The sequence below is a fragment of the Sutcliffiella halmapala genome (genome assembly GCF_002019665.1).
Taxonomy (GTDB): Bacteria; Bacillota; Bacilli; order Bacillales; family Bacillaceae_I; genus Sutcliffiella_A; species Sutcliffiella_A halmapala.
The window spans coordinates 3,753,899-3,773,082 of the sequence record NZ_KV917375.1 but is presented as its reverse complement, the minus strand read 5'-3'; the positions used below and the strand labels follow the sequence as shown (position 1 = coordinate 3,773,082).

Genomic DNA, 19,184 nt, shown 5'->3' with positions numbered 1-19,184 from the left:
TTAATCATCCTCTGAAGTTGGAGGTGTTGGTGAATTATCTGCCTCTTGCTTTATTGGTTTCTTTGTCTTCAGATAGCTAGGTCTTGATTTCATCATGTAATAAGGAAGTCTTACAAAAATATCTTCTTGATCACTCCACTTAAAAGGTGACACTGGTGTAACATAAGGTGCCCCAAAGGATCTAAGGCTGTTCAAATGTCCAATCATCATGATAAGACCTATCATTACTCCGAAAAATCCTAAAGAACCTCCGAGAATTATAAAGATAAACCTAAGAAGCCTTGTGGAAATAGCAAAGTTATAAACTGGTGAAACAAAACTAGCTATTGCTGTTAAGGCTACAATGATGACCATAAAATTAGAAACAACTCCTGCTTCAACTGCTGCTTGGCCAATAACAAGACCACCCACAATGGAAACGGTTTGTCCAACAGCTCTTGGCATGCGGATACCTGCTTCCCTTAATATTTCAAACGTGATTTCCATAATGAGCGCCTCAACCACAGCGGGAAATGGAATGCCTTCTCTTTGCGAGATAATCGTAGTGATAAGAGTTGTTGGAATCATCTCATGGTGGTATGTAATAATCGCTACATAGAAAGACGGAAGTAGCAAAGATATGATAAATGAAAAGTAACGGATTATCCGTAAGAAGCTTCCCATAATAAATGGCTGATAATAATCTTCTGAGACTGCAAAAAAGTCATTGAAAGTTGCAGGAGCTGTTAAAACAAAGGGAGTCCCATCTACAAAAATGGCTATTTTCCCAGTAACTAAATGAGAAGCGACGGAATCAGGTCGCTCAGAATTATAAATCAGAGGGAAAGGTGTATAGGTTTTATCTTCAATCATTTCTTCAATATTGGCTGACTCAAAGATTGCAAAGGTTTGAATCTTTTCAATCCTTTCTGTCACTTCTTTTATTAACTTATCGTTCACAATATTACTTATATATCCAACAGCTATTCTTGTTTGCGTGTCTTCCCCTATATAATAATCTCGAAAACATAAATTAGGGTTCGTAATTCGATTCCTTATTATTCCTAAATTAATGGAAATATCTTCAACGAATCCGTCCTTAGGTCCTCTTATGATGGTTTGAGTGGTAGGTTCATTAATGCTTCTGGTAGATACTCCTTTTACATGGATTAAACAAAGGTTAGAGGCTTCTTTAATAACTAAAAGGGCATATCCTTTTACCAGTTTTCTACTTGCTTCTAGCCATTCCTCTGAAAAGGAAAGCTTAGATCCTGAGAAAAGTTTCGTTAGTTCTCTTTTACTATCTGTTATGAAACCTTCTTCCTTATCTGGAGAAAGGTTTAAAAGGGGTTCTTGTATTTGATCGACAATCATTTGTGTGTCGCAGATTGTTTCTAAATAAAAGAGTTTTGCTTGTAAGTTACCAATAAATATATCTTCTACTATTAGGTCACTCGAATGATTTAACAGTTCTATTATCTTGTCACTATTTGCATAAAAATTAATTGCCTCATCTTTACTTGTCGGGAGTTTGTCCGGCTTGTTCTTTTTTTCTAATAAGTTCTTAAGTGTTGTAGTTTTTCTTCTCAAGATTCGATGTAGCTCCTTTCTTCGATTTGATTAGCAAGATTATGAAAACTAAGAAAGGTAGGATGTATTGGAACGGAATATGAAGATATAGTGGTACAATCTCTAATCCCTCAATAATGTGCTCATTAAAGCTGTATGCGATGACAACTGAAAACGTAGCTGTCAGCATACCCATTGGAAAGGCAAAATAGCGATAGGGTAGCTTGTAAATAGATTCAAGTCCCTTGAGTGCACAATAAAAATAAATGGAAACCTTCACAAACACTCCTAACATCACAATAAATACGACTAAGGCATCAAGTCTTTCGAGAAAGTTTGCGATTGATATTTCCCGTGCAGTGCTTAATAATGGAAAAGTTGTTCTTGCATAGCTTGTTGGACCTATGACAGAAATATTAAGAATTAAATAGAAGAGGATGATGATTCCAGAGATTAAGATCGCTAGTAAGAGTGGTTTAATACTTTTACTAATGTTCTTTACTTGTGGAAAAATCACTGTAAACACAATTAGTTCGCCAAATGGGAAGGTTAGCAACTCTGGAAAAAGCGAACGATAAACCGGTCCCATTCCATCAGCTAGAACAGGCTTTAAATGGGATAAATCAATACTTCCATTAACCCAAAGAAAAAGCGTTATTGTAGCAAGAAACAAAAACATATACGGTGCAAAAATGGTTGTTGTTCTTGAAAAGACCTCTAATCCAAAGTAGATAATATAAACTACAACTGCCATAAATAAAAAAGAAGTAAACTCTATTGGTGTATTCGGTAGAACCGCTGAAACTAAGAGTTCATTGAAATCACGCAAGACACGGCAGGAGCAGTACAAAAAATAAACGATATAGGCATATTTCAATAGTTTAGAGAGGTGCCTACCGAAACTATGAGAAAGTAACTCATATAGAGTACCTTGTTTTAGCTTGAATGATTTATAGTATATACACATTAAAACTAACCCAACTACTGTGGCAATAATGACAGCAATCCAAGCATCTTGTTTTGCTTCTGTTGCAATCGCTATAACAATGGATGTCCCAATTTCAAAAAATATAAATAGTAAAATGAACTGTTGTAAAGAAATTTGTTCTAATTTAATTTTCATTGTTTTACCCTTTTTTTAAATAGGTGTCTTTTTTTAATTCGCAAATCTGCTATTACAGAATAAATTAGGGCAATTATTAACATTAAATAACAATATAGGACACCCGGATTGTTTCTAAAATCAAATAATTCACGAATTACAGCCTGATAATTAAGACTCCTTAACAATAAATCAATCCCTACAATTAATAAGAAGGTAAAAATAAATAAAATAATTGTTGCACGAGTAATCATCCTACGAATTCGCCACCTTACCTAAACTAAAAAAATCCCGCTTCCTCAATTACTCCTTATCCTCCCATTTAGCGTATTGTAATATGTAAAAAAATTCAAAAAGGTGCCTGCTCCCAAAAGTGGGGCCAGGCACCAAATGTAAAAAATTACTAAAAAATCCACAATCCAATAATGGTTGCTATTATGAGCCCAACGACGACGGGGATAAAGCTTCGTCGGACGAGTTCCATAACTGGGACCTTTGCAAAACCAGCTACTGCTACTAGGGAAGACCAGGCGATTAGTGTTCCTCCACCAACCCAGATAGCTCCCATTTGTCCAATTGCTCCAAGTGTTGCAGGATCTACACCGACGCTTTGACCCAGAGCACCAGATAATGCTCCAACTAAAGGAAGGCCGGAAAAACCAGATCCATCTAGCCCAGTGATCATTCCAATTAACAGAATTCCAAACCCTGCAATAAACGAACTCTCTGGAATATAAGATTGACCAGCGAGAATCAAATCAAATAAGAAAGATGGTGTTTCTTCCACACTAGTGCTGCCTAGTATACTCGCCGCTAATTCTCCACTGCCGATAAAGAAGAATCCGGCAATTGGAATAACTGGTCCCATCGCTTTAAAGGCAAATACAAATCCTTTGACAAGATGGTTGCTAACATTTGTAAGAGAGGAGCGGGCCTCTTTAAAAAACGTAGCTGCAATCAAAAGGATAACAGAGGCTCCTCCAATCAAAGCTGCTCCAGAGCCACCTTCAAAGGAAGGGAGTACATCTGAAAATTTTGCGAGAATCATATAGACGATAATGATAAGAAAGGTTCCTGGTACAAGGAGTGCAAATAGAGTGCTGTATTTACTTCTTTGAGTAGGGATTGATTCCGTCTCCTCTTTCGCACCATTGGGCGAACTCTCGATTTTATTCCAACTAAGAAGATGTTCACTTGAGGGGCGTAAGATTAATTTGCGTATGGATAGGTAGGCAAGTATCAGTGCAGTTATCCCTGTGATAATCGATAAGATAAATGCGCGATCTGCCAAGGTCCCAACGTCTACTGAAGCTGCTGTCGCAGTTAAGGATGGTGCAATTTGAATGATGTAATCGGATGACAGTGCCATACCTTGACCAGCTAGTGAAATTGCAATCGCTGCCCCAATTGGAGGAAGGCCAGCTCTAATTGCAACTGGGATTAATAATGCACCAACTAGTGGAACGGCTGGTGTTGGCCAAAAGAATAGGGAGATAGAGTAAGTGACAAATACAATCACCCAAAAGGATATATACCCATTCTTCATCACTCGCTGAAATGGTGTAATCATCTGTTCATCCGTACCTAATGACTTCAATGAATGAAGCAAGGCCGTCATAATAGAAATGATCAAAAAGATATTAAAAAGTTCCCCAGCCGCAGTTAAACTCGCATTAAATATCGTCTGCAACCCAAATGAGAAAGATCCGCTATAAATCCATCCAACAAGAAACGTCACCAAGATTGCAGGTACCACCACATTTTGCCGAAACAACATCGTAAAAATAATCACGCACGTACCAATCAAATACATCCAATGTCCTGCAGTTAGTTCCATCTATACAAACTCCTTTCTAGGCTGTAAGTATGAAAGCTAATAAAAAGAAACTTTGTATAGTAGGCTATGTTGGGCGAAAGGCTTTGGTGTAGGAGAGGAAGAAAGACATCTGCTCTAAGTAGAGAAATACCTTTAAGAAGAGGGTAGCGGCAACTGTTTTTCCCCACAAAATAAACTTCATTAGAAAATTATCATATTTTATGTAATAAATATGGTTTTTTATGGCAACCTTACTAAGGAATAATGCAGATAGAGACGTCTCACGGTGAGTAGTGATTCAGGAAGGTGGGTATATTGGGGCAGACAAATAAATCGACGACGATGAAAATAGTAAAAACAATGAAGAGCTTAGTTTTGATTACACTAGGAGCCTTATTATTAGCAATAGGCATTGAGAAATTTCTAATCCCCAATCAGATGATTGATGGTGGAATTGTAGGGATCTCGATTATGTTAGCGCAAATCACTAAATTGAAGTTAGCTGTCTTTTTAGTGTTATTAAATATACCTTTTATTATTTTAGGTTATAAGCAAGTAGGTAAAACTTTTGCCCTTCAGAGTGCCTATGGCATAGTAGTGGCATCTATATTCACTGTTTTTTTACACCATTCAGAAGGGGCAACGAATGACCCGTTATTAGCAGCAGTTTTTGGAGGCATAATTGTTGGCTTAGGAGTGGGAGTTGTATTACGTAACTCAGGAAGCTTAGATGGTACGGAAATTCTTGCGTTATTAATTAGTACAAAAACACCTTTTTCGGTTGGGAATATTGTGATGTTTTTCAACCTCTTTATCTTATCGAGTGCGGGTTTTATTTTTGGTTGGACCGCAGCGATGTATTCGCTCATTACATACTATATTGCTTCCAAAACGATTGATGTTGTTGTACAGGGAATGAGTGAAACGAAATCTGTGCTCATTATTAGCGAACGTTATGATGAAATCGGGCAAGCGATTAAGGAGCGCTTAAGGCGCTCTGTGACTTATGTAGATGGTCAGGGAGTTAATCCTCAGCAGAAAAAAAGGTTGATGTTTTCCATCATAACTAGGTTAGAGGAAGCCAAATTGAAAAGTATTGTAGACGATATTGACAAGAATGCATTCCTAGCTATTGGACCAGTTAATGATGTAAAGGGGAGTCAATATCGAAAAACGTCGGAATTCCATTAGATTAAGGGGCCAGACCCTCGTTCTGTAATGTGTAAAAGAGAAGTATTTAATTATAGTATTAGTAATTTAGTTAAAGTTGACTTCGGTTAGTTCCTGGTGCTTGCGCTTTTCTAATAGGTCTTGAGACCCTAAACAGAACAAATGTTTTGGTGTAAAATAAGTCATGGTCACAAAAAGTGGACCATGACTTATTTTATAAGGGGCAATGAAAAGTGAATGGTACAGCACATGCAACATTTGGAGCGGCAACTGGTTTTATCGTAGCGAATACGATTCACTCGACACCTACCGAGACATGTGTGTTGATTGGATTAGGGAGCGTTTGTGCACTGGTTCCAGATCTTGACATTGATGGAAAGCTTCGAGGCAAAATAACCTTATCTCATAAAGTAACGAGAACCATTGCTCAAGTAATTGGAATGCTGATGATTTTATATAGCTTGTATGAGGGAGGGACTGCAGAGAAGTGGCGTGGAATTGGAATAGGTATAGGGATGTTAGTAGTTGCATCTTTAATTAAGCAAAAACATATGCTCACAATCTCTGGTATCGGTGTGCTACTAGGGGGGCTTTCCTTACAAGAAAGCTGGTTAATGCTATTTGGTATTTATATCATATTAGCGTCTTTCGTGTCCCATCGTAGTTATACACATTCGTTATTGGGAGTAATTTTCTTTGCAATTATCGCTTCAAAATTAGAAATGTCCTTACGGATTGACGGTGTTTTCTACACATGTCTTGCTGCATACATCAGTCATTTGATAGCAGATATGAAACTACTACCCTTCAATAAGCGAGGAATTAAGCTATTTTTACCTGTTTCATCGAAAGAATTGTAAGAGCTAGCAAAAAGGCGTTTCTACTGTTTGTATAGAAACGCTACTCTTATATATAGAACACAGTAAGACTTTTTCATTACACTCAACTTGAGACCTCCGCCAATGAACCTGAGCAGTCGAGGGAACCTTCAAAGTGTTTACTTATTCCTTCTCTTTTTTACAAAATAGATACAAAAAGCTATGACTAACAGTATAGTGACACCATTCTTTGCTATCCCTAGGTAATCATATCTTCCTCCCATATACTCGCCACTTCTAATTGCCTTTTTATATTTGCCGTTCTTCTCCCGAATTGCTATTGCTTCATCAGTATGGATGTCTTCAATCGAATAATACTTTGTCCCTTTTGGATAAGAGTTTGAAAAGTTCCCCCTATAAGAATCCATATCTGAATACTTCGTGACATGACCAATTTTCTTATCAATGTTGGTTACGTATTCGTCACTAATCTCATAAATAAATCCTTTCCAAACTACAAAAGGATATGCCCACGATGTTGCAAATCCTTGAGTTGGATGTGAGAAAGTTAATAATAAGATAAAAAGTAAGATAAAAGAAACTAATTGCTTTATCCTCATATACAGTCCTCCTTTTTTAAAGTGGACGTTTTCTGTGTTTGGTAAGTTACAAGTAAGGAGTGGGATTTAACAAACAAAGATAAATGAGCGGAATCTTTCCTTATGGTACAATCTTGATAATAGAGTAGCGGTTGTCGTAGGTAATAACAAATAATTTTACAAATAATGGAAATATAACTTCGAAAAATTTCTAATTAGAGTATACAAGTAGTGCATAATAGCCAGAACATAAACAATATGAGATACCTCTGGAAGGAGCAGACAATTGAACATTAAATTAAATCAAAAAATCATCAAAGAATTGTGTGGGACAGTCTCCTTCAAAAGAGGGGACTCTTTTTATCGAGCTAATAAAGTAAGGATGGAACAATATGATGCTGATTGTTGTGAAGCTACAGTTATAGGAAGTGAGGATTTTCAAGTTGTTATTGTAAAGGATAGTGACGAAGGTTTTCGTACGCAGTGCAGTTGCCCTAAGCTTGCATCCATTAAGCAGGAATGTCAGCATATTGCAGCAGTTTTGCTGACAATTTATGAGCATCAGCAACAAGGAACAGTTTCTTATGGTACAAGCGTTTCTCTGTCTGCCACCTCGACCAATCAAGAACTTACTGAGGGGTTGTTTACTCTTTTTAAGGATCAACCTAGAGCAAAATCTAGTGTTCAACAGCTTCATTTTGAGAAAAGAGAAGTATTACATACGGAATTTATTTGTACACCTGTTTCCATCGATAAGGAAGAAAACCTGTTTGGAATAGAAGTGAAAATAAACCAAATCAATGTTCAGCATATTCGAGAATTTCTCGAGCAAGTGAATGAAGGAAAGTCTAGTATGCTTTCTCAGTTTTTTAAATATGACCCAACCATACATTGTTTTAGCCATGAAGCAAATGCAGTGATCCAACAACTCCTTCATGTAATCCATGATGAAAAGCTATACGTGAATGAACAGTGGAGAAGTACAGATTACGATAACAATTTATTGCTCATACCTCCATCTTCTTGGGAGCGGCTTTTTCCTATTCTTGCGAGAACATCCTCTATAAAACTGGTGTATAACGGTAATAGATATGAGGGGCTTCGCGTCGCGAAAGAACCACTTTCGCTTGTGTTTGATTTTATAGAAGCAGATAGAAAAGGTTATCAACTGAATATAAAAGGGCTTCAACAAATGGTTTTGATGACAGCTTATAATACGGTGTTAACTGAAGGGAAACTAGTAAACCTGAAAAAGGATGACTGTATCAGGCTTTTTGAGCTAAAACAAATGCTAGAGCAATCAGGAACCAATCAAATTTCGATTCCTCAAGAACAATTAGATTATTTTTTAGGAAAAGTAGTTCCAGAGTTAAGAAAATTAGGTGAGGTTCATTTACCTAGTGCTATCTCTAAGGAGTTTGCCAATACAGCTTTGACTGCCAAACTTTATTTGGATCGTGTTAAGAATCGTTTGCTAGCAGGGTTAGAGTTTCATTATGAAAATATCATGATTAATCCGTTAGAAGACAGAGAATATCTTGGACGTGTTCCTCTTATTAGAGATATGGAGAAGGAGGGGGAGATTCTCCAGTTGATCGAGGAAAGCGGATTTGCCACGACAGATGAAGGATATTATTTGCATAATGAAGAGTTGGAATATGATTTCTTGTACCATATCGTTCCAAAGCTGCAAAAACTCCTTCAAATTTATGCGACAACCGCTGTGAGGAACCGAATTTTCAAAGAGAAAGCTCGTCCCCAGATTAGGGTAAGGGTCAAAAAAGAACGGACCAATTGGCTGGAATTTAAATTTGAAATGGATGGAATACCAGATAAACAGATACAAGGAATATTATTGGCTTTAGAGGAAAAACGGAAATTTTATCGCTTGAAAAACGGCTCACTTCTATCATTGGAAACAAGGGAATTTGAAGAAATTAATCGTTTCTTACACGCGTTACCAGTCCAAAATGAAGACTTGGAAAGCGGTTTAAATGTCCCGATTGTTCAAGGTTTGGCGCTCCTGGATTCTGTTCGGGATCAAGAAGTGTTTACGATAGAAGAGTCTTTTCGTCAGTTTTTAGAAGAAATCCGCAATCCAAGCAGTCTAGAATATGAAGTGCCGATACAACTAGCACATATTTTACGAGACTATCAAATACAGGGCTTTAAATGGCTTAAAACGCTTGCAAGTTATGGATTTGGTGGAATACTAGCAGATGACATGGGACTGGGGAAAACGCTGCAAAGCATTACATATATCCAATCGGAACTGACTACAATTCGGAAAAAGAAATTACCAATCCTTATTGTTTGTCCATCGTCTGTGACTTATAACTGGCTAAGCGAACTCATGAAATTCACGCCTGAAATAGAAGCTGTTGTAATGGATGGAAATAAATCTGAAAGGGGCAAGCTGCAAAAGGTTATAACAGACATGGATGTAATAATTACCTCCTATCCTTTGCTGAGAAAAGACATTAAGTGGTTCGAAACTGAAACTTTTCACACCGTGTTTTTTGATGAGGCCCAGGCGTTTAAAAATCCTGTAACCCAGACAGCACGAGCAGTCAAAAGAATTCAAGCAGACTTCCGATTCGCCCTAACAGGTACCCCAGTAGAGAATTCATTAGAGGAGTTATGGTCTATTTTTCACGTGGTTTTTCCAGAATTATTCAAAGGGATAAAGGAATATAGTAATCTTTCAAGGAAAGCTATTGCAAGGCGAATCCGACCATTTTTGCTGCGTAGATTGAAAGAGGATGTCCTTTTGGAGCTACCTGAAAAAAATGAAACAATGGAGTATGTGGAGCTACTTCCAGAGCAAAAGCAGCTCTATGCTGCCTATTTGGCGAAACTACGACACGATACGTTAAAGCATTTAGATAAAGATACGCTAAGAAAAAATCGTATCAAAATTCTTGCAGGCTTAACGCGGTTGCGACAAATTTGTTGCCATCCAACCTTGTTTGTTGACGGTTATAAAGGTAGCTCAGCGAAATTTGATATGCTGTTGCAGATTGTGAAGGAATCCACGCTATCGGGTAGAAGGGTGCTGATTTTTTCGCAATTCACCAAAATGTTAGCGCTCATAGGGAGAGAATTAGCTTTTCAAGGGCTGCCTTTCTTCTATTTGGATGGACAAACTCCATCGGAAGAAAGAGTGGAAAGCTGCCATCGATTTAATGCAGGTGAACGTGATTTCTTTCTCATTTCCTTAAAAGCAGGTGGTACGGGCCTTAATCTAACGGGTGCTGATACCGTTATTTTATATGATATATGGTGGAATCCGGCTGTTGAAGAGCAAGCGGCAGATCGTGCCCATCGCATTGGACAAACAAATGAAGTACAAGTTATCAAGCTAGTTGCTAAAGGAACCATTGAAGAAAAAATGAATGAACTACAAGAGAAAAAGAGACGCCTGATTGAAGAAATTATCGATGCGGAGGAAAAACCCACTTCTACGCTTACCGAAGAGGATATTCGAGAAATATTGATGATTTAGCTAGCTAGATGGAGAATAGTATAGGTTGGTGTAATATATATGGAAGACAAAAAGAAAATATATGAAGTCGATTTATATAGACCGATTCATTCCTTTTTTATAAAAGAAGGATATGAAGTGTACGGGGAAGTGAACGACTGCGATGTGGCAATGATTAGAGAGGACGAGTTAGTCATTATTGAATTAAAACTGACCTTAAATGTCCATTTGCTCATTCAGGCAACGAAACGACAGCGTTTAACGGATAGTGTGTACATCGCCATCCCGAAGCCAACATATAGTTTAAGATCGAAACGTTGGACAGATCTTTGTCATTTGATTCGAAGGTTAGAACTCGGTTTAATTCTTGTCTCTTTCACTGGAAAACGTAAAAAAGCAGAAATTATATTCGAACCAGCATCCTTTGATCGGGGCAAGAGCTTGCGGCAAAATAAACGAAAAAGAGAAGCTCTCCTGAAAGAAATAAATGGTCGAAGCTCTGATTCTAACGTTGGTGGAAGTAATCGAACAAAAATAATGACCGCTTATAAAGAAAATTGTATCCAAATCGCCTGCTACCTCGAACAATTTGGTCCTCTATCTCCGAAAGCTTTAGGTGAGATGGGAACGGGTAAAAAAACCTCCTCCATTCTTACGAAAAACTATTATAAGTGGTTTGAGAGAATAAAAAGAGGAACTTATATAATTAGCGAGAAAGGGAAAGAGGAGTTAAAGGAGTATTTAGAGCTAGTGGATTATTATTTGGCGAGGGTGGTGCGGAAGGATAACGAACGTTGAAAATAAATAAAGACAAAGGCTCATTCCAAACACTCGATGGAATGAGCCTTTGCTTATTGTGTTAGAAAACGAATGTCACAGAATTTGTGTTTTGTATAAATGCAAAAGCTCTTCCACAGCAAGTTTCGCACTAGCCATTGCGTTATCTGCTAATCGACCTTCCGCTCCGACCCAGTCACCCGTAACGAATAATCCATAAACCTCTGGAACGATTGGGCTTGGAGCGGGACCTCCTCCATAATGATGGATCGTTCTTGAATCATGAGCTATTAGGACATTGTGTGAAAATCGAGTGGCTACCACTTCCTTTTCCCAGCCTGGTTGTAATAAATCAAGGAGTTGGAGTAACCTTTTTTCATCTTCTGTTGCATCTGTATGACGGTTGCTATCGTTATATTTCATTGTATGAAGAATATGTGAACCATTATCGCTCAATTTAACAGATACGGAATGATTGGAATAATAGAGTGGCTCATCTAAACCAAGAACAAAGATAGCTGATGGATTTGGCAACTGTTTAAGTGCGACATCTAAACAGGAACCGTACAGTGGCCGAGCGTTTCTTTGCCATTTTCCAAGTGACATGTGCTCTGAATCTTGAACAAGCTCGCAAACCTCACGAGGTCCTATAGCTGTAATAACTGCATTTACTTCAAGTGATTTTCCATCTGATAAAATAACCCCGTGTACTTTACCATCTCGTAAGGTAATTTGCTTTGCACTGACTCCTGTTACGATGGTCGCGCCGAATTTCTCCGCTTCATTTCTTAAGGAATCCACAACCGTTTGCCAACCGTGTTCTACGTATCTAACACCTTTTCCAGCAAGTTGCCCTTGTTTAATCACATAACCACAGCTTAATTCGCTTAGGTTATTACAGTAAGCCCATTGTCGACACATTGCGTAAAATAAGAGGCGAACTCTGTCATGATAGATGTTGGTTTCTGCCCATAAAGTAATACTGATTGAATAAAGGGACTCGGTTTGAACCTCACTTAAAGTGCTCATAATCTTACTCCACTCCTGGCTTTCTTCTGGAGTTAGATCGGTCGGTACATTAACAATTTTTCCTTCATAGATCCCAGCCATCCCACTTTTAGATGCATAGCCGCCTTTAGGTAGGAGATTCCATTCTCTTAAAATACGCAAAGCAGCCCCACCTTCATACATGGCATGAGGGCCTAAATTAAATAAAGCTCCATTTACATTAGTTGTTTGAGCTAATCCTCCAAGCTGATGTTCCTTTTCGAGTAAAAGTACAGATTGTCCTGCTTTTGCTAAATATACGGCTGCCGTAAGTCCTGTAAGACCTCCGCCAATTACCACACAATCGTATCTATTTTTTTCTGCTTTCATTCTCCTCATCCTTTATGTTGAATTTTTTTCATTTCAAAAGTGCAATGTACATCAAGCTGACAAGTAACGCTTTTTATGTTAGTGTGTAACTAATTAGTTACTTTTATCATATGTTACTATTTGGTTACGTGTCAAGTGGAATAGATGATTTTATATTTATGAATTTTGCAGAGAAGGAGGTGCTTTCGATGGATAATGATATCTTCAAGTCCATCGCTGATCCAAGTCGTCGAACGTTGTTAGATGTATTGTATGAGTCAGACGGGCGGACATTAAATGAACTGTGTAAGCACTTAGACATGTCAAGGATTGGTGTAATGAAGCACCTGAAAATATTGGAGGGATCTGGCCTAATTTCAACTAGAAAGATCGGCAGAGAAAAACTGCATTATTTAAACTCGGTGCCGCTCCGCCAGATTTATGAAAGATGGGTTAGTAAATATACAGAACCTTGGACGATTGGTTTAACTCAATTAAAATCCGATTTGGAGAGTGAAACTGCGATGATACAAAAACCTCAGATGGTGAATCGAATTCTGATAAAAGCAACACCTGAAGAAATTTGGTATGCGTTAACAGAACCATCGATGACATCCAAGTATTGGTACAACGGTTCTATTCAATCAGACTGGAAAAAAGGATCGCCTTATATTATTTATAATCAAGAAGGGGGCGTACAGGCAAAAGGTGAGCTTTTGCAGGTAGAGCCTCCACATAAATTGGTAATGACTTGGCAATTGCTTTCCTTAGTAGAAACGGCGGAGGAAAAAGCATCATGCCTTACATGGGAAATTGAGCCGAATTCAGAAATAGCAGGAGTCACGTTAGTCACTGTTATCCACGATAATACGGAAGCATCACCGAATACTGCTCAAGTGTTAGAGAACGGGTTGCCAGTTGTCCTATCTGGTATGAAGACATTGCTCGAAACAGGGAGAATGTTGAAAGAGGAGTAGGGGGTGGTTACCGATGAATAGCGGAAGTTAACCGACGAATGGGGAGAGTTAACCAACGAATGGAGTGGTATATCGACGAATGGAGTGGTATATCGACGAATGGCGTGGTATATCGACGAATGGCGTGGTATATCGACGAATGGGGAGAGTTTACCGACGAATGGGAAGAGTTAACCAACGAATGGGGAGAGTTAACCAACGAATGGTGTGGTATATCGACGAATAGCAGTGGTTAACCGACGAATAGTAGTGGTTAACCGACGAATAGCAGTGGTTAATCGACGAATAGCAGTGGTTAACCGACGAATAGCAGTGGTTAACCGACGAATAGCAGTGGTTAATCGACGAATAGCAGTGGTTAACCGACGAATAGCAGTGGTTAACCGACGAATAGCAGTGGTTAACCGACGAATAGCAGTGGTTAATCGACGAATAGCAGTGGTTTACCAACGAATATCGAGAGAATACCAACGAATAGCGAGTTTTACAAACGAATAACCCCAACAAAAAAACGAAGGGAAGTCCCTCCGTTTTTTTTATAATACTTTACCTAAAAATGCTTTCGTTCTTTCGTGTTGTGTATTATCAAACAGTTCCGATGGGATGTTTTCTTCGACAATGTAGCCTCCATCCATGAAGATAACACGGTCGCCGACTTCACGTGCAAAGCCCATTTCATGAGTTACTACTACCATCGTCATGCCTTCTTCAGCTAATTGCTTCATGACTGCTAAAACGTCCCCAACCACTTCTGGGTCTAGTGCGGAGGTTGGCTCATCAAACAGCATGATTTTTGGGTTCATGGCTAAAGCACGAGCGATTGCAACACGTTGCTTTTGGCCACCTGACAATTGACCTGGATAGGTATTGGCTTTTTCACGTAGCCCAACTTTATCAAGCAGCTCAAGAGCGCGTTTGTTTGCTTCTTCTTTACCGACTCCATGTATTTTGATTGGAGCAAGTGTAATATTTTGTAGTACTGTTTTATGAGGGAAGAGGTTAAACTGTTGGAAAACCATTCCAACCTCTTGTCTGATTTTATTGATATCAAGTTTTTTGTCCGTTATGTCTTTGCCGTTTACGATAACATTGCCACCTGTAATATCTTCAAGGCGATTTAAGCAACGAAGAAAGGTACTTTTGCCAGATCCGGAAGGACCGATGACACAAACTACTTCTTTTTCTTGGATTTCGGCATTAATATCTTTTAGAACTTCTAGCTTGCCAAAGGATTTCTTTAAATTCTTTACTTGTATAATACTCATCGTAGCTCAAATCTCCTTTCGACGAAGGTTGCTAATCTAGATAATAGATAGATGATAACGAAATAAATAATCCCTACTGTTAGCCAAATAGTAAATGCTTCATACGTTGCACTTGCCTGGACTTGCCCTCTTTGTGTTAAGTCGGCAATTCCAATGATAGATAGTAAGGAAGTGTCCTTTAAACTAATGATGGATTGGTTTGTAATGGTCGGTAACATTCTTCGAAAAGCTTGAGGAAGAATAATGAATCTCATGGTTTGAACACTATTAAGTCCAAGTGATCTAGCAGCTTCTGTTTGACCACGATCAATAGACTGAATACCTGCGCGGATAATTTCAGAGAAATAAGCACCCGCATTGATTGCTACTGTCACAATCCCGGCTGTCGTATTATCCATAGAGATAAATGTTAATGAATTTAAACCGAAGTAGATAAAGAACAACTGAACGATAAACGGGGTTCCTCGGATTGCATCAACAAAAATTACCGCAATCCAGTTTAGGATCTTTAAAGGTGCTAAGCGCATTAAAGCTACAACTAAACCGATGATAAAACCTAAAATAATTGCAATGAAAAAGATATAAAGTGTAACTTGTAAGCCATCCATTAAGTAAGGAAAGGCAGCTCTCATTATATCCATGCATACATCTCCTTTCAATAAAAATATAGCGCGCTAAGCACGCTATATTTGTTAAAAATTATTTATTCTGCAAGGTATTTGTTCAGGATTTCGTCGTATTTTCCACTTTCGCGAAGATTTGCTAATCCTGCATTAATTTTTTCAAGTAATTCGTCATTTTGTCCTTTTAATACAGCAATCCCATATTGAGCACCAGTCAAACGCTCTCCAACTACTTTAAGTCCTAAGTCATTTTGAGCGATTGCATAAGCAATAACTGGATAATCTTCAATTAGAGCTTGCGCATTTCCGTTTGATACCTCTTGGAACATTGCTGGGCTATCATTAAATTGAACTAGACGGTCAAATCCATGTTCTTTTTCTTGCTCTTGGGCAAATGTCGCTCCAGTAGTACCGTTTTTAACCGCTACTCTTTTCCCTGCTAGATCTTCAATCTTTTCGATGTCATCTGTATCATTAGCAACAACTAATGATAAACCTGCATCAAAGTATGGATCAGAAAAATCTACCACTTTTTTGCGATCTTCCGTAATACTCATACCAGCAATCGCTACTTCTAATTGACCAGCTTGTAAGGAAGGAATAATTCCACCGAAGTCCATTGGTTTTAATTCAATTTCAAATCCTTGATCCTCTGCAATAGCATTAATAATATCAATATCAATTCCAGTGTATTCCCCATCTTTTTCAAATTCAAATGGTGGATATGTTGTGTCAATTCCTACTCGATAAACTTTCCCTTCACTGCCACTTTCATTAGCAGTGTCGTCCTTATCGGTACCGCAAGCAGCAATAAGAAGAGTAAGGATTGAAAGTATTGCAAATAACTTAAATTTCTTCATACAATTCCCTCCAAAACGAAATTATTATATAACACAAATAATAATATAACATATTTAAAAAAAATTTGCCTAAATGGATGAGTAATTAGTATTGAATACTCCCTAATATAGGTGCTAGAGAAGGGGTAAATCTTTAGCTATACTTTTAAACAATTGTCTCCTCTTCCCCGGTATTTTTGGGCTTTTCTTTGGATAAGAACCAACCCCCAACACCAATTAATAATAGGACAGACCAGAAAATTATCTTCCAAGTCGTTCCTTTCCCAAATTCTTCTGATACGATGGCGAGCTCTGGGTGGGACATTGCATACACAGCAAGTTTTACACCGACCCAAGCAACTACTAAGAATGCAGCTGTTTCTAGGCCTGGTCTACGATCGAGTAATGTAACGAAGTAACCTGCTGCAAATCTCATTATGACAAGACCGATTATTCCTCCGGTAAGGATAATGGCAAAATGACCGCCATCTAATCCACCAATTGTTGGAAGGTTTGTCGTAGGGAGGGTAACAGCTAAAGCTACTGCTGCTAAAATGGAATCAACAGCAAATGCAATATCTGCAAGCTCTACCTTAATAACGGTTGCCCAAAAACCAGAGCCTCGATTGATATCCGTAGCTTTCTTTTTCCTAGGTTTCAGAACATGTTTTCTCATTATGTGATAGATAGCGATTCCAAACAGATATAGGGCACCAATCGCTTGAATCTGCCAAATATGAACAAGATAGGAAATAACAAATAATGACCCAAACCTGAAGACAAATGCTCCAGCTAACCCATAGAATAGGGCTTTTTTTCTTTTGTTTTCGGGAAGATGTTTGACCATCGTGGCAATAACAAGTGCGTTATCAGCAGCTAAAATTCCTTCTAAGGCAATAAGAATGAGCAAAACCCATCCATATTCCAACAATAAAGCAACATCCATTATATTTCCTCCTTGAAAATTTAGGTGAATTGAATCCTTGTAGGCTTTTTATTTCAGAATAACAAAGTATAAAAACGCACGGTGGATGGTTTGTAAAGTAAGGGTAGTGACGTCCAGCTCCAGCGCCTAGACCCTCAAGGTCATAAGTCATTTTTCTGCAGAGGTCAAAGAGCAACCTCCTCTAAAAAACTGCCTTATGCTTGTCGGGTCTGAACGAGGCGCTTACGCTTTTCTTCTACCCTCATTCTTATACTTCATATCATTTGTAAAAATGGGCTTTGTATTCAAACTGAATAACAAGGTGATAACCTAATTATTTTTCTAAATCGTTCAAAATACTTACAGTTTCCTTCATCATTCTAGGTGAAAAGTTTAAGCATAAATGGTTAAAAATACAAAATGACTTTCTCATTTCTGTTATGATATTAAATAAGAATATGCGAATCTATAGTAGGAGGTGGCTCTTAAAAAATGAATGCTTCGGTGAGACTAAATATGTTCCTTGAAGAAAACACAGATGAGTTTATTTATAATTGGAGAAGCAAAATTGTCATTTCCGAGGATGATTTGTACAAAGAAGAGGTTATTCATAACGGTATACAAATGTATGAATTGGTAAAGCGCGCCATCCAACGTCCTTTTAAAGAAGAAGAGTTGGAAAGACTTGCCTTTAAAACTGCAAATGAACGTGTTGATGCAAATGTGAATATCAGTGATTTTGTTTACAACGTGAACATTGGTAGGAGCCAAATAATAAAATGGATAGGGAACTCTGGACTAGAAGTTCGCGAATTACAGCCCTTTATCGAGCAAATTAATGCATTGTTCGACCAATTTTCCTATTTAGCTGTTAAAAAATACACGGAAATTAAAGAAAAAAAGCTGCAAGAAAAGGATCTGTATATTAATCAAACCCATAAAGAACGACTTACCATACTTGGACAGATGAGCTCAAGTTTTGTTCATGAATTTAGAAATCCATTAACCTCAATAATAGGATTTACAAAGCTTTTACAGAATGAATATCCAGAATTACCTTATTTGGAAATCATCCAACATGAATTGGATCAATTAAATTATCGGATTTCTCAATTTCTACATGTATCTAGAAAAGAACTGATTGAAAGCAAAAAGGAAGAAGTTAATCTGTCCTATTTGCTTCAAGAGTTAATTGAGTTTTTATATCCAAGTTTATTGGATGGAGATGTATCGCTACAGCTTGACGCAAATCCTGCGATAAACATAATCGGAAATAAAGATGAGTTAAGACAGGTTTTGCTAAACCTTATTATGAATTCTATTGATGCTCTTCAGCAGAAAGAAACCCCTAGACTTATAGAAATTGTTTGTAAGGACTCGGAAAATTTCACAGAGCTAACTATTTCTAACAATGGGCCAAAAATAAACGAAGAAGTTATTCATGCTATCTTTGAACCTTTCTTTACTACCAAGGATTTAGGAACAGGCATTGGACTTTATATATGTAAGAAGCTTATTGAAAAGCACGGTGGAGAGATTTATTGTCGATCAAATGACGATAAGACGAGTTTTGTTATTAAGATTCCCTCATTAACTCAAAATCATTTGGAAGCATTGGAATTGTAGATTATTATCTTAGAAAACCCTTGTTAGGTTATATTTAACTAGGGCAAGGGTTTTTTAGTATAGAAGAAAGAAACTCCTATGTTTAATTTTAGCAGTTGACATTTCCTCGGAAGTGTATTATTTTTAATACTATACTTTAACGCCTAAAAGCGTTTAAGCGTTTAAGTGTGTTAGCGAAGTGGATTCAGTAGATTAGATGAGCCGAGATGAGCATTAGAATATATGTTGATAGCTTTTGTATTTAGTAGTCTATTCCTTT

The 19,184-nt window shown here is 37.8% G+C and carries 16 protein-coding genes; 7 read left to right on the top strand and 9 right to left on the bottom strand.

Going from position 1 to position 19,184, the window contains the following annotated elements:
- The 3 genes from BK580_RS18655 to BK580_RS18640 form a co-directional block, all read right to left on the bottom strand.
- Positions 1–1,569, bottom strand: coding sequence for a spore germination protein (locus BK580_RS18655; RefSeq protein ID WP_078381786.1), 1,569 nt, complete (start codon positions 1,567–1,569; stop codon positions 1–3).
- A complete protein-coding gene (locus BK580_RS18650; RefSeq protein ID WP_078381785.1) occupies positions 1,544–2,671 on the bottom strand; it encodes a GerAB/ArcD/ProY family transporter in 1,128 nt (375 codons plus the stop codon). The genes BK580_RS18655 and BK580_RS18650 overlap by 26 nt, the downstream gene beginning before the upstream one ends.
- Positions 2,672–3,053: 382 nt before the next feature.
- Positions 3,054–4,487, bottom strand: a complete 1,434-nt coding sequence (locus BK580_RS18640) for a hypothetical protein (RefSeq protein ID WP_078381783.1) — start codon at positions 4,485–4,487, stop codon at positions 3,054–3,056.
- A 294-nt stretch (positions 4,488–4,781) separates the two neighbouring features.
- On the opposite strand from BK580_RS18640, the gene BK580_RS18635 reads away from it, so the two are divergent.
- Both BK580_RS18635 and BK580_RS18630 read left to right on the top strand, forming a co-directional pair.
- Entirely contained in the window at positions 4,782–5,657 is an 876-nt protein-coding gene (locus BK580_RS18635) for a YitT family protein (RefSeq protein ID WP_235864069.1), read from the top strand.
- Between the two features lie 212 nt (positions 5,658–5,869).
- Complete coding sequence (locus BK580_RS18630; RefSeq protein WP_078381782.1) at positions 5,870–6,496, top strand: metal-dependent hydrolase; 627 nt, start codon at positions 5,870–5,872, stop codon at positions 6,494–6,496.
- Between the two features lie 137 nt (positions 6,497–6,633).
- On the opposite strand, the gene BK580_RS18625 is transcribed toward BK580_RS18630, so the two are convergent.
- Positions 6,634–7,074, bottom strand: coding sequence for a hypothetical protein (locus BK580_RS18625; protein ID WP_078381781.1), 441 nt, complete (start codon positions 7,072–7,074; stop codon positions 6,634–6,636).
- Between the two features lie 265 nt (positions 7,075–7,339).
- On the opposite strand from BK580_RS18625, the gene BK580_RS18620 reads away from it, so the two are divergent.
- Both BK580_RS18620 and BK580_RS18615 read left to right on the top strand, forming a co-directional pair.
- Positions 7,340–10,558 carry a DEAD/DEAH box helicase gene (locus BK580_RS18620; protein WP_078381780.1) on the top strand — a complete coding sequence of 1,073 codons (3,219 nt, stop codon included), beginning with the start codon at positions 7,340–7,342 and terminating at the stop codon, positions 10,556–10,558.
- Positions 10,559–10,597: 39 nt separating this feature from the next.
- Positions 10,598–11,335, top strand: a complete 738-nt coding sequence (locus tag BK580_RS18615; protein ID WP_078381779.1) for a DUF2161 domain-containing phosphodiesterase — start codon at positions 10,598–10,600, stop codon at positions 11,333–11,335.
- Positions 11,336–11,410: 75 nt separating this feature from the next.
- Here the strand turns inward: BK580_RS18615 and BK580_RS18610 are convergent, their stop codons facing one another.
- Complete coding sequence (locus BK580_RS18610) at positions 11,411–12,691, bottom strand: phytoene desaturase family protein (protein ID WP_078381778.1); 1,281 nt, start codon at positions 12,689–12,691, stop codon at positions 11,411–11,413.
- 188 nt (positions 12,692–12,879) lie between these two features.
- On the opposite strand from BK580_RS18610, the gene BK580_RS18605 reads away from it, so the two are divergent.
- Together BK580_RS18605 and BK580_RS23720 are read left to right on the top strand one after the other, a co-directional pair.
- Positions 12,880–13,647 carry an ArsR/SmtB family transcription factor gene (locus BK580_RS18605; RefSeq protein ID WP_078381777.1) on the top strand — a complete coding sequence of 256 codons (768 nt, stop codon included), beginning with the start codon at positions 12,880–12,882 and terminating at the stop codon, positions 13,645–13,647.
- 59 nt (positions 13,648–13,706) lie between these two features.
- Entirely contained in the window at positions 13,707–13,883 is a 177-nt protein-coding gene (locus tag BK580_RS23720) for a hypothetical protein (protein ID WP_169865125.1), read from the top strand.
- A gap of 300 nt (positions 13,884–14,183) precedes the next feature.
- Here the strand turns inward: BK580_RS23720 and BK580_RS18595 are convergent, their stop codons facing one another.
- The 4 genes from BK580_RS18595 to BK580_RS18580 all read right to left on the bottom strand — a co-directional run bounded on the left by BK580_RS18595 (position 14,184) and on the right by BK580_RS18580 (position 17,320).
- A complete protein-coding gene (locus BK580_RS18595; protein WP_078381775.1) occupies positions 14,184–14,912 on the bottom strand; it encodes an amino acid ABC transporter ATP-binding protein in 729 nt (242 codons plus the stop codon).
- The gene (locus BK580_RS18590) at positions 14,909–15,553 is read right to left on the bottom strand and encodes an amino acid ABC transporter permease (RefSeq protein WP_078381774.1); all 645 of its coding nucleotides are present in this window, start codon (positions 15,551–15,553) and stop codon (positions 14,909–14,911) included. Before BK580_RS18590 ends, BK580_RS18595 begins: the two co-directional genes overlap by 4 nt.
- A gap of 62 nt (positions 15,554–15,615) precedes the next feature.
- On the bottom strand, positions 15,616–16,395 hold the full coding sequence (locus tag BK580_RS18585; protein ID WP_078381773.1) for a transporter substrate-binding domain-containing protein: 780 nt from the start codon (positions 16,393–16,395) through the stop codon (positions 15,616–15,618).
- Positions 16,396–16,540: 145 nt separating this feature from the next.
- Entirely contained in the window at positions 16,541–17,320 is a 780-nt protein-coding gene (locus tag BK580_RS18580) for a TerC family protein (protein ID WP_078381772.1), read from the bottom strand.
- Positions 17,321–17,791: 471 nt separating this feature from the next.
- On the opposite strand from BK580_RS18580, the gene BK580_RS18575 reads away from it, so the two are divergent.
- Complete coding sequence (locus tag BK580_RS18575; protein WP_078381771.1) at positions 17,792–18,925, top strand: sensor histidine kinase; 1,134 nt, start codon at positions 17,792–17,794, stop codon at positions 18,923–18,925.
- Positions 18,926–19,184 lie beyond the last annotated feature (259 nt).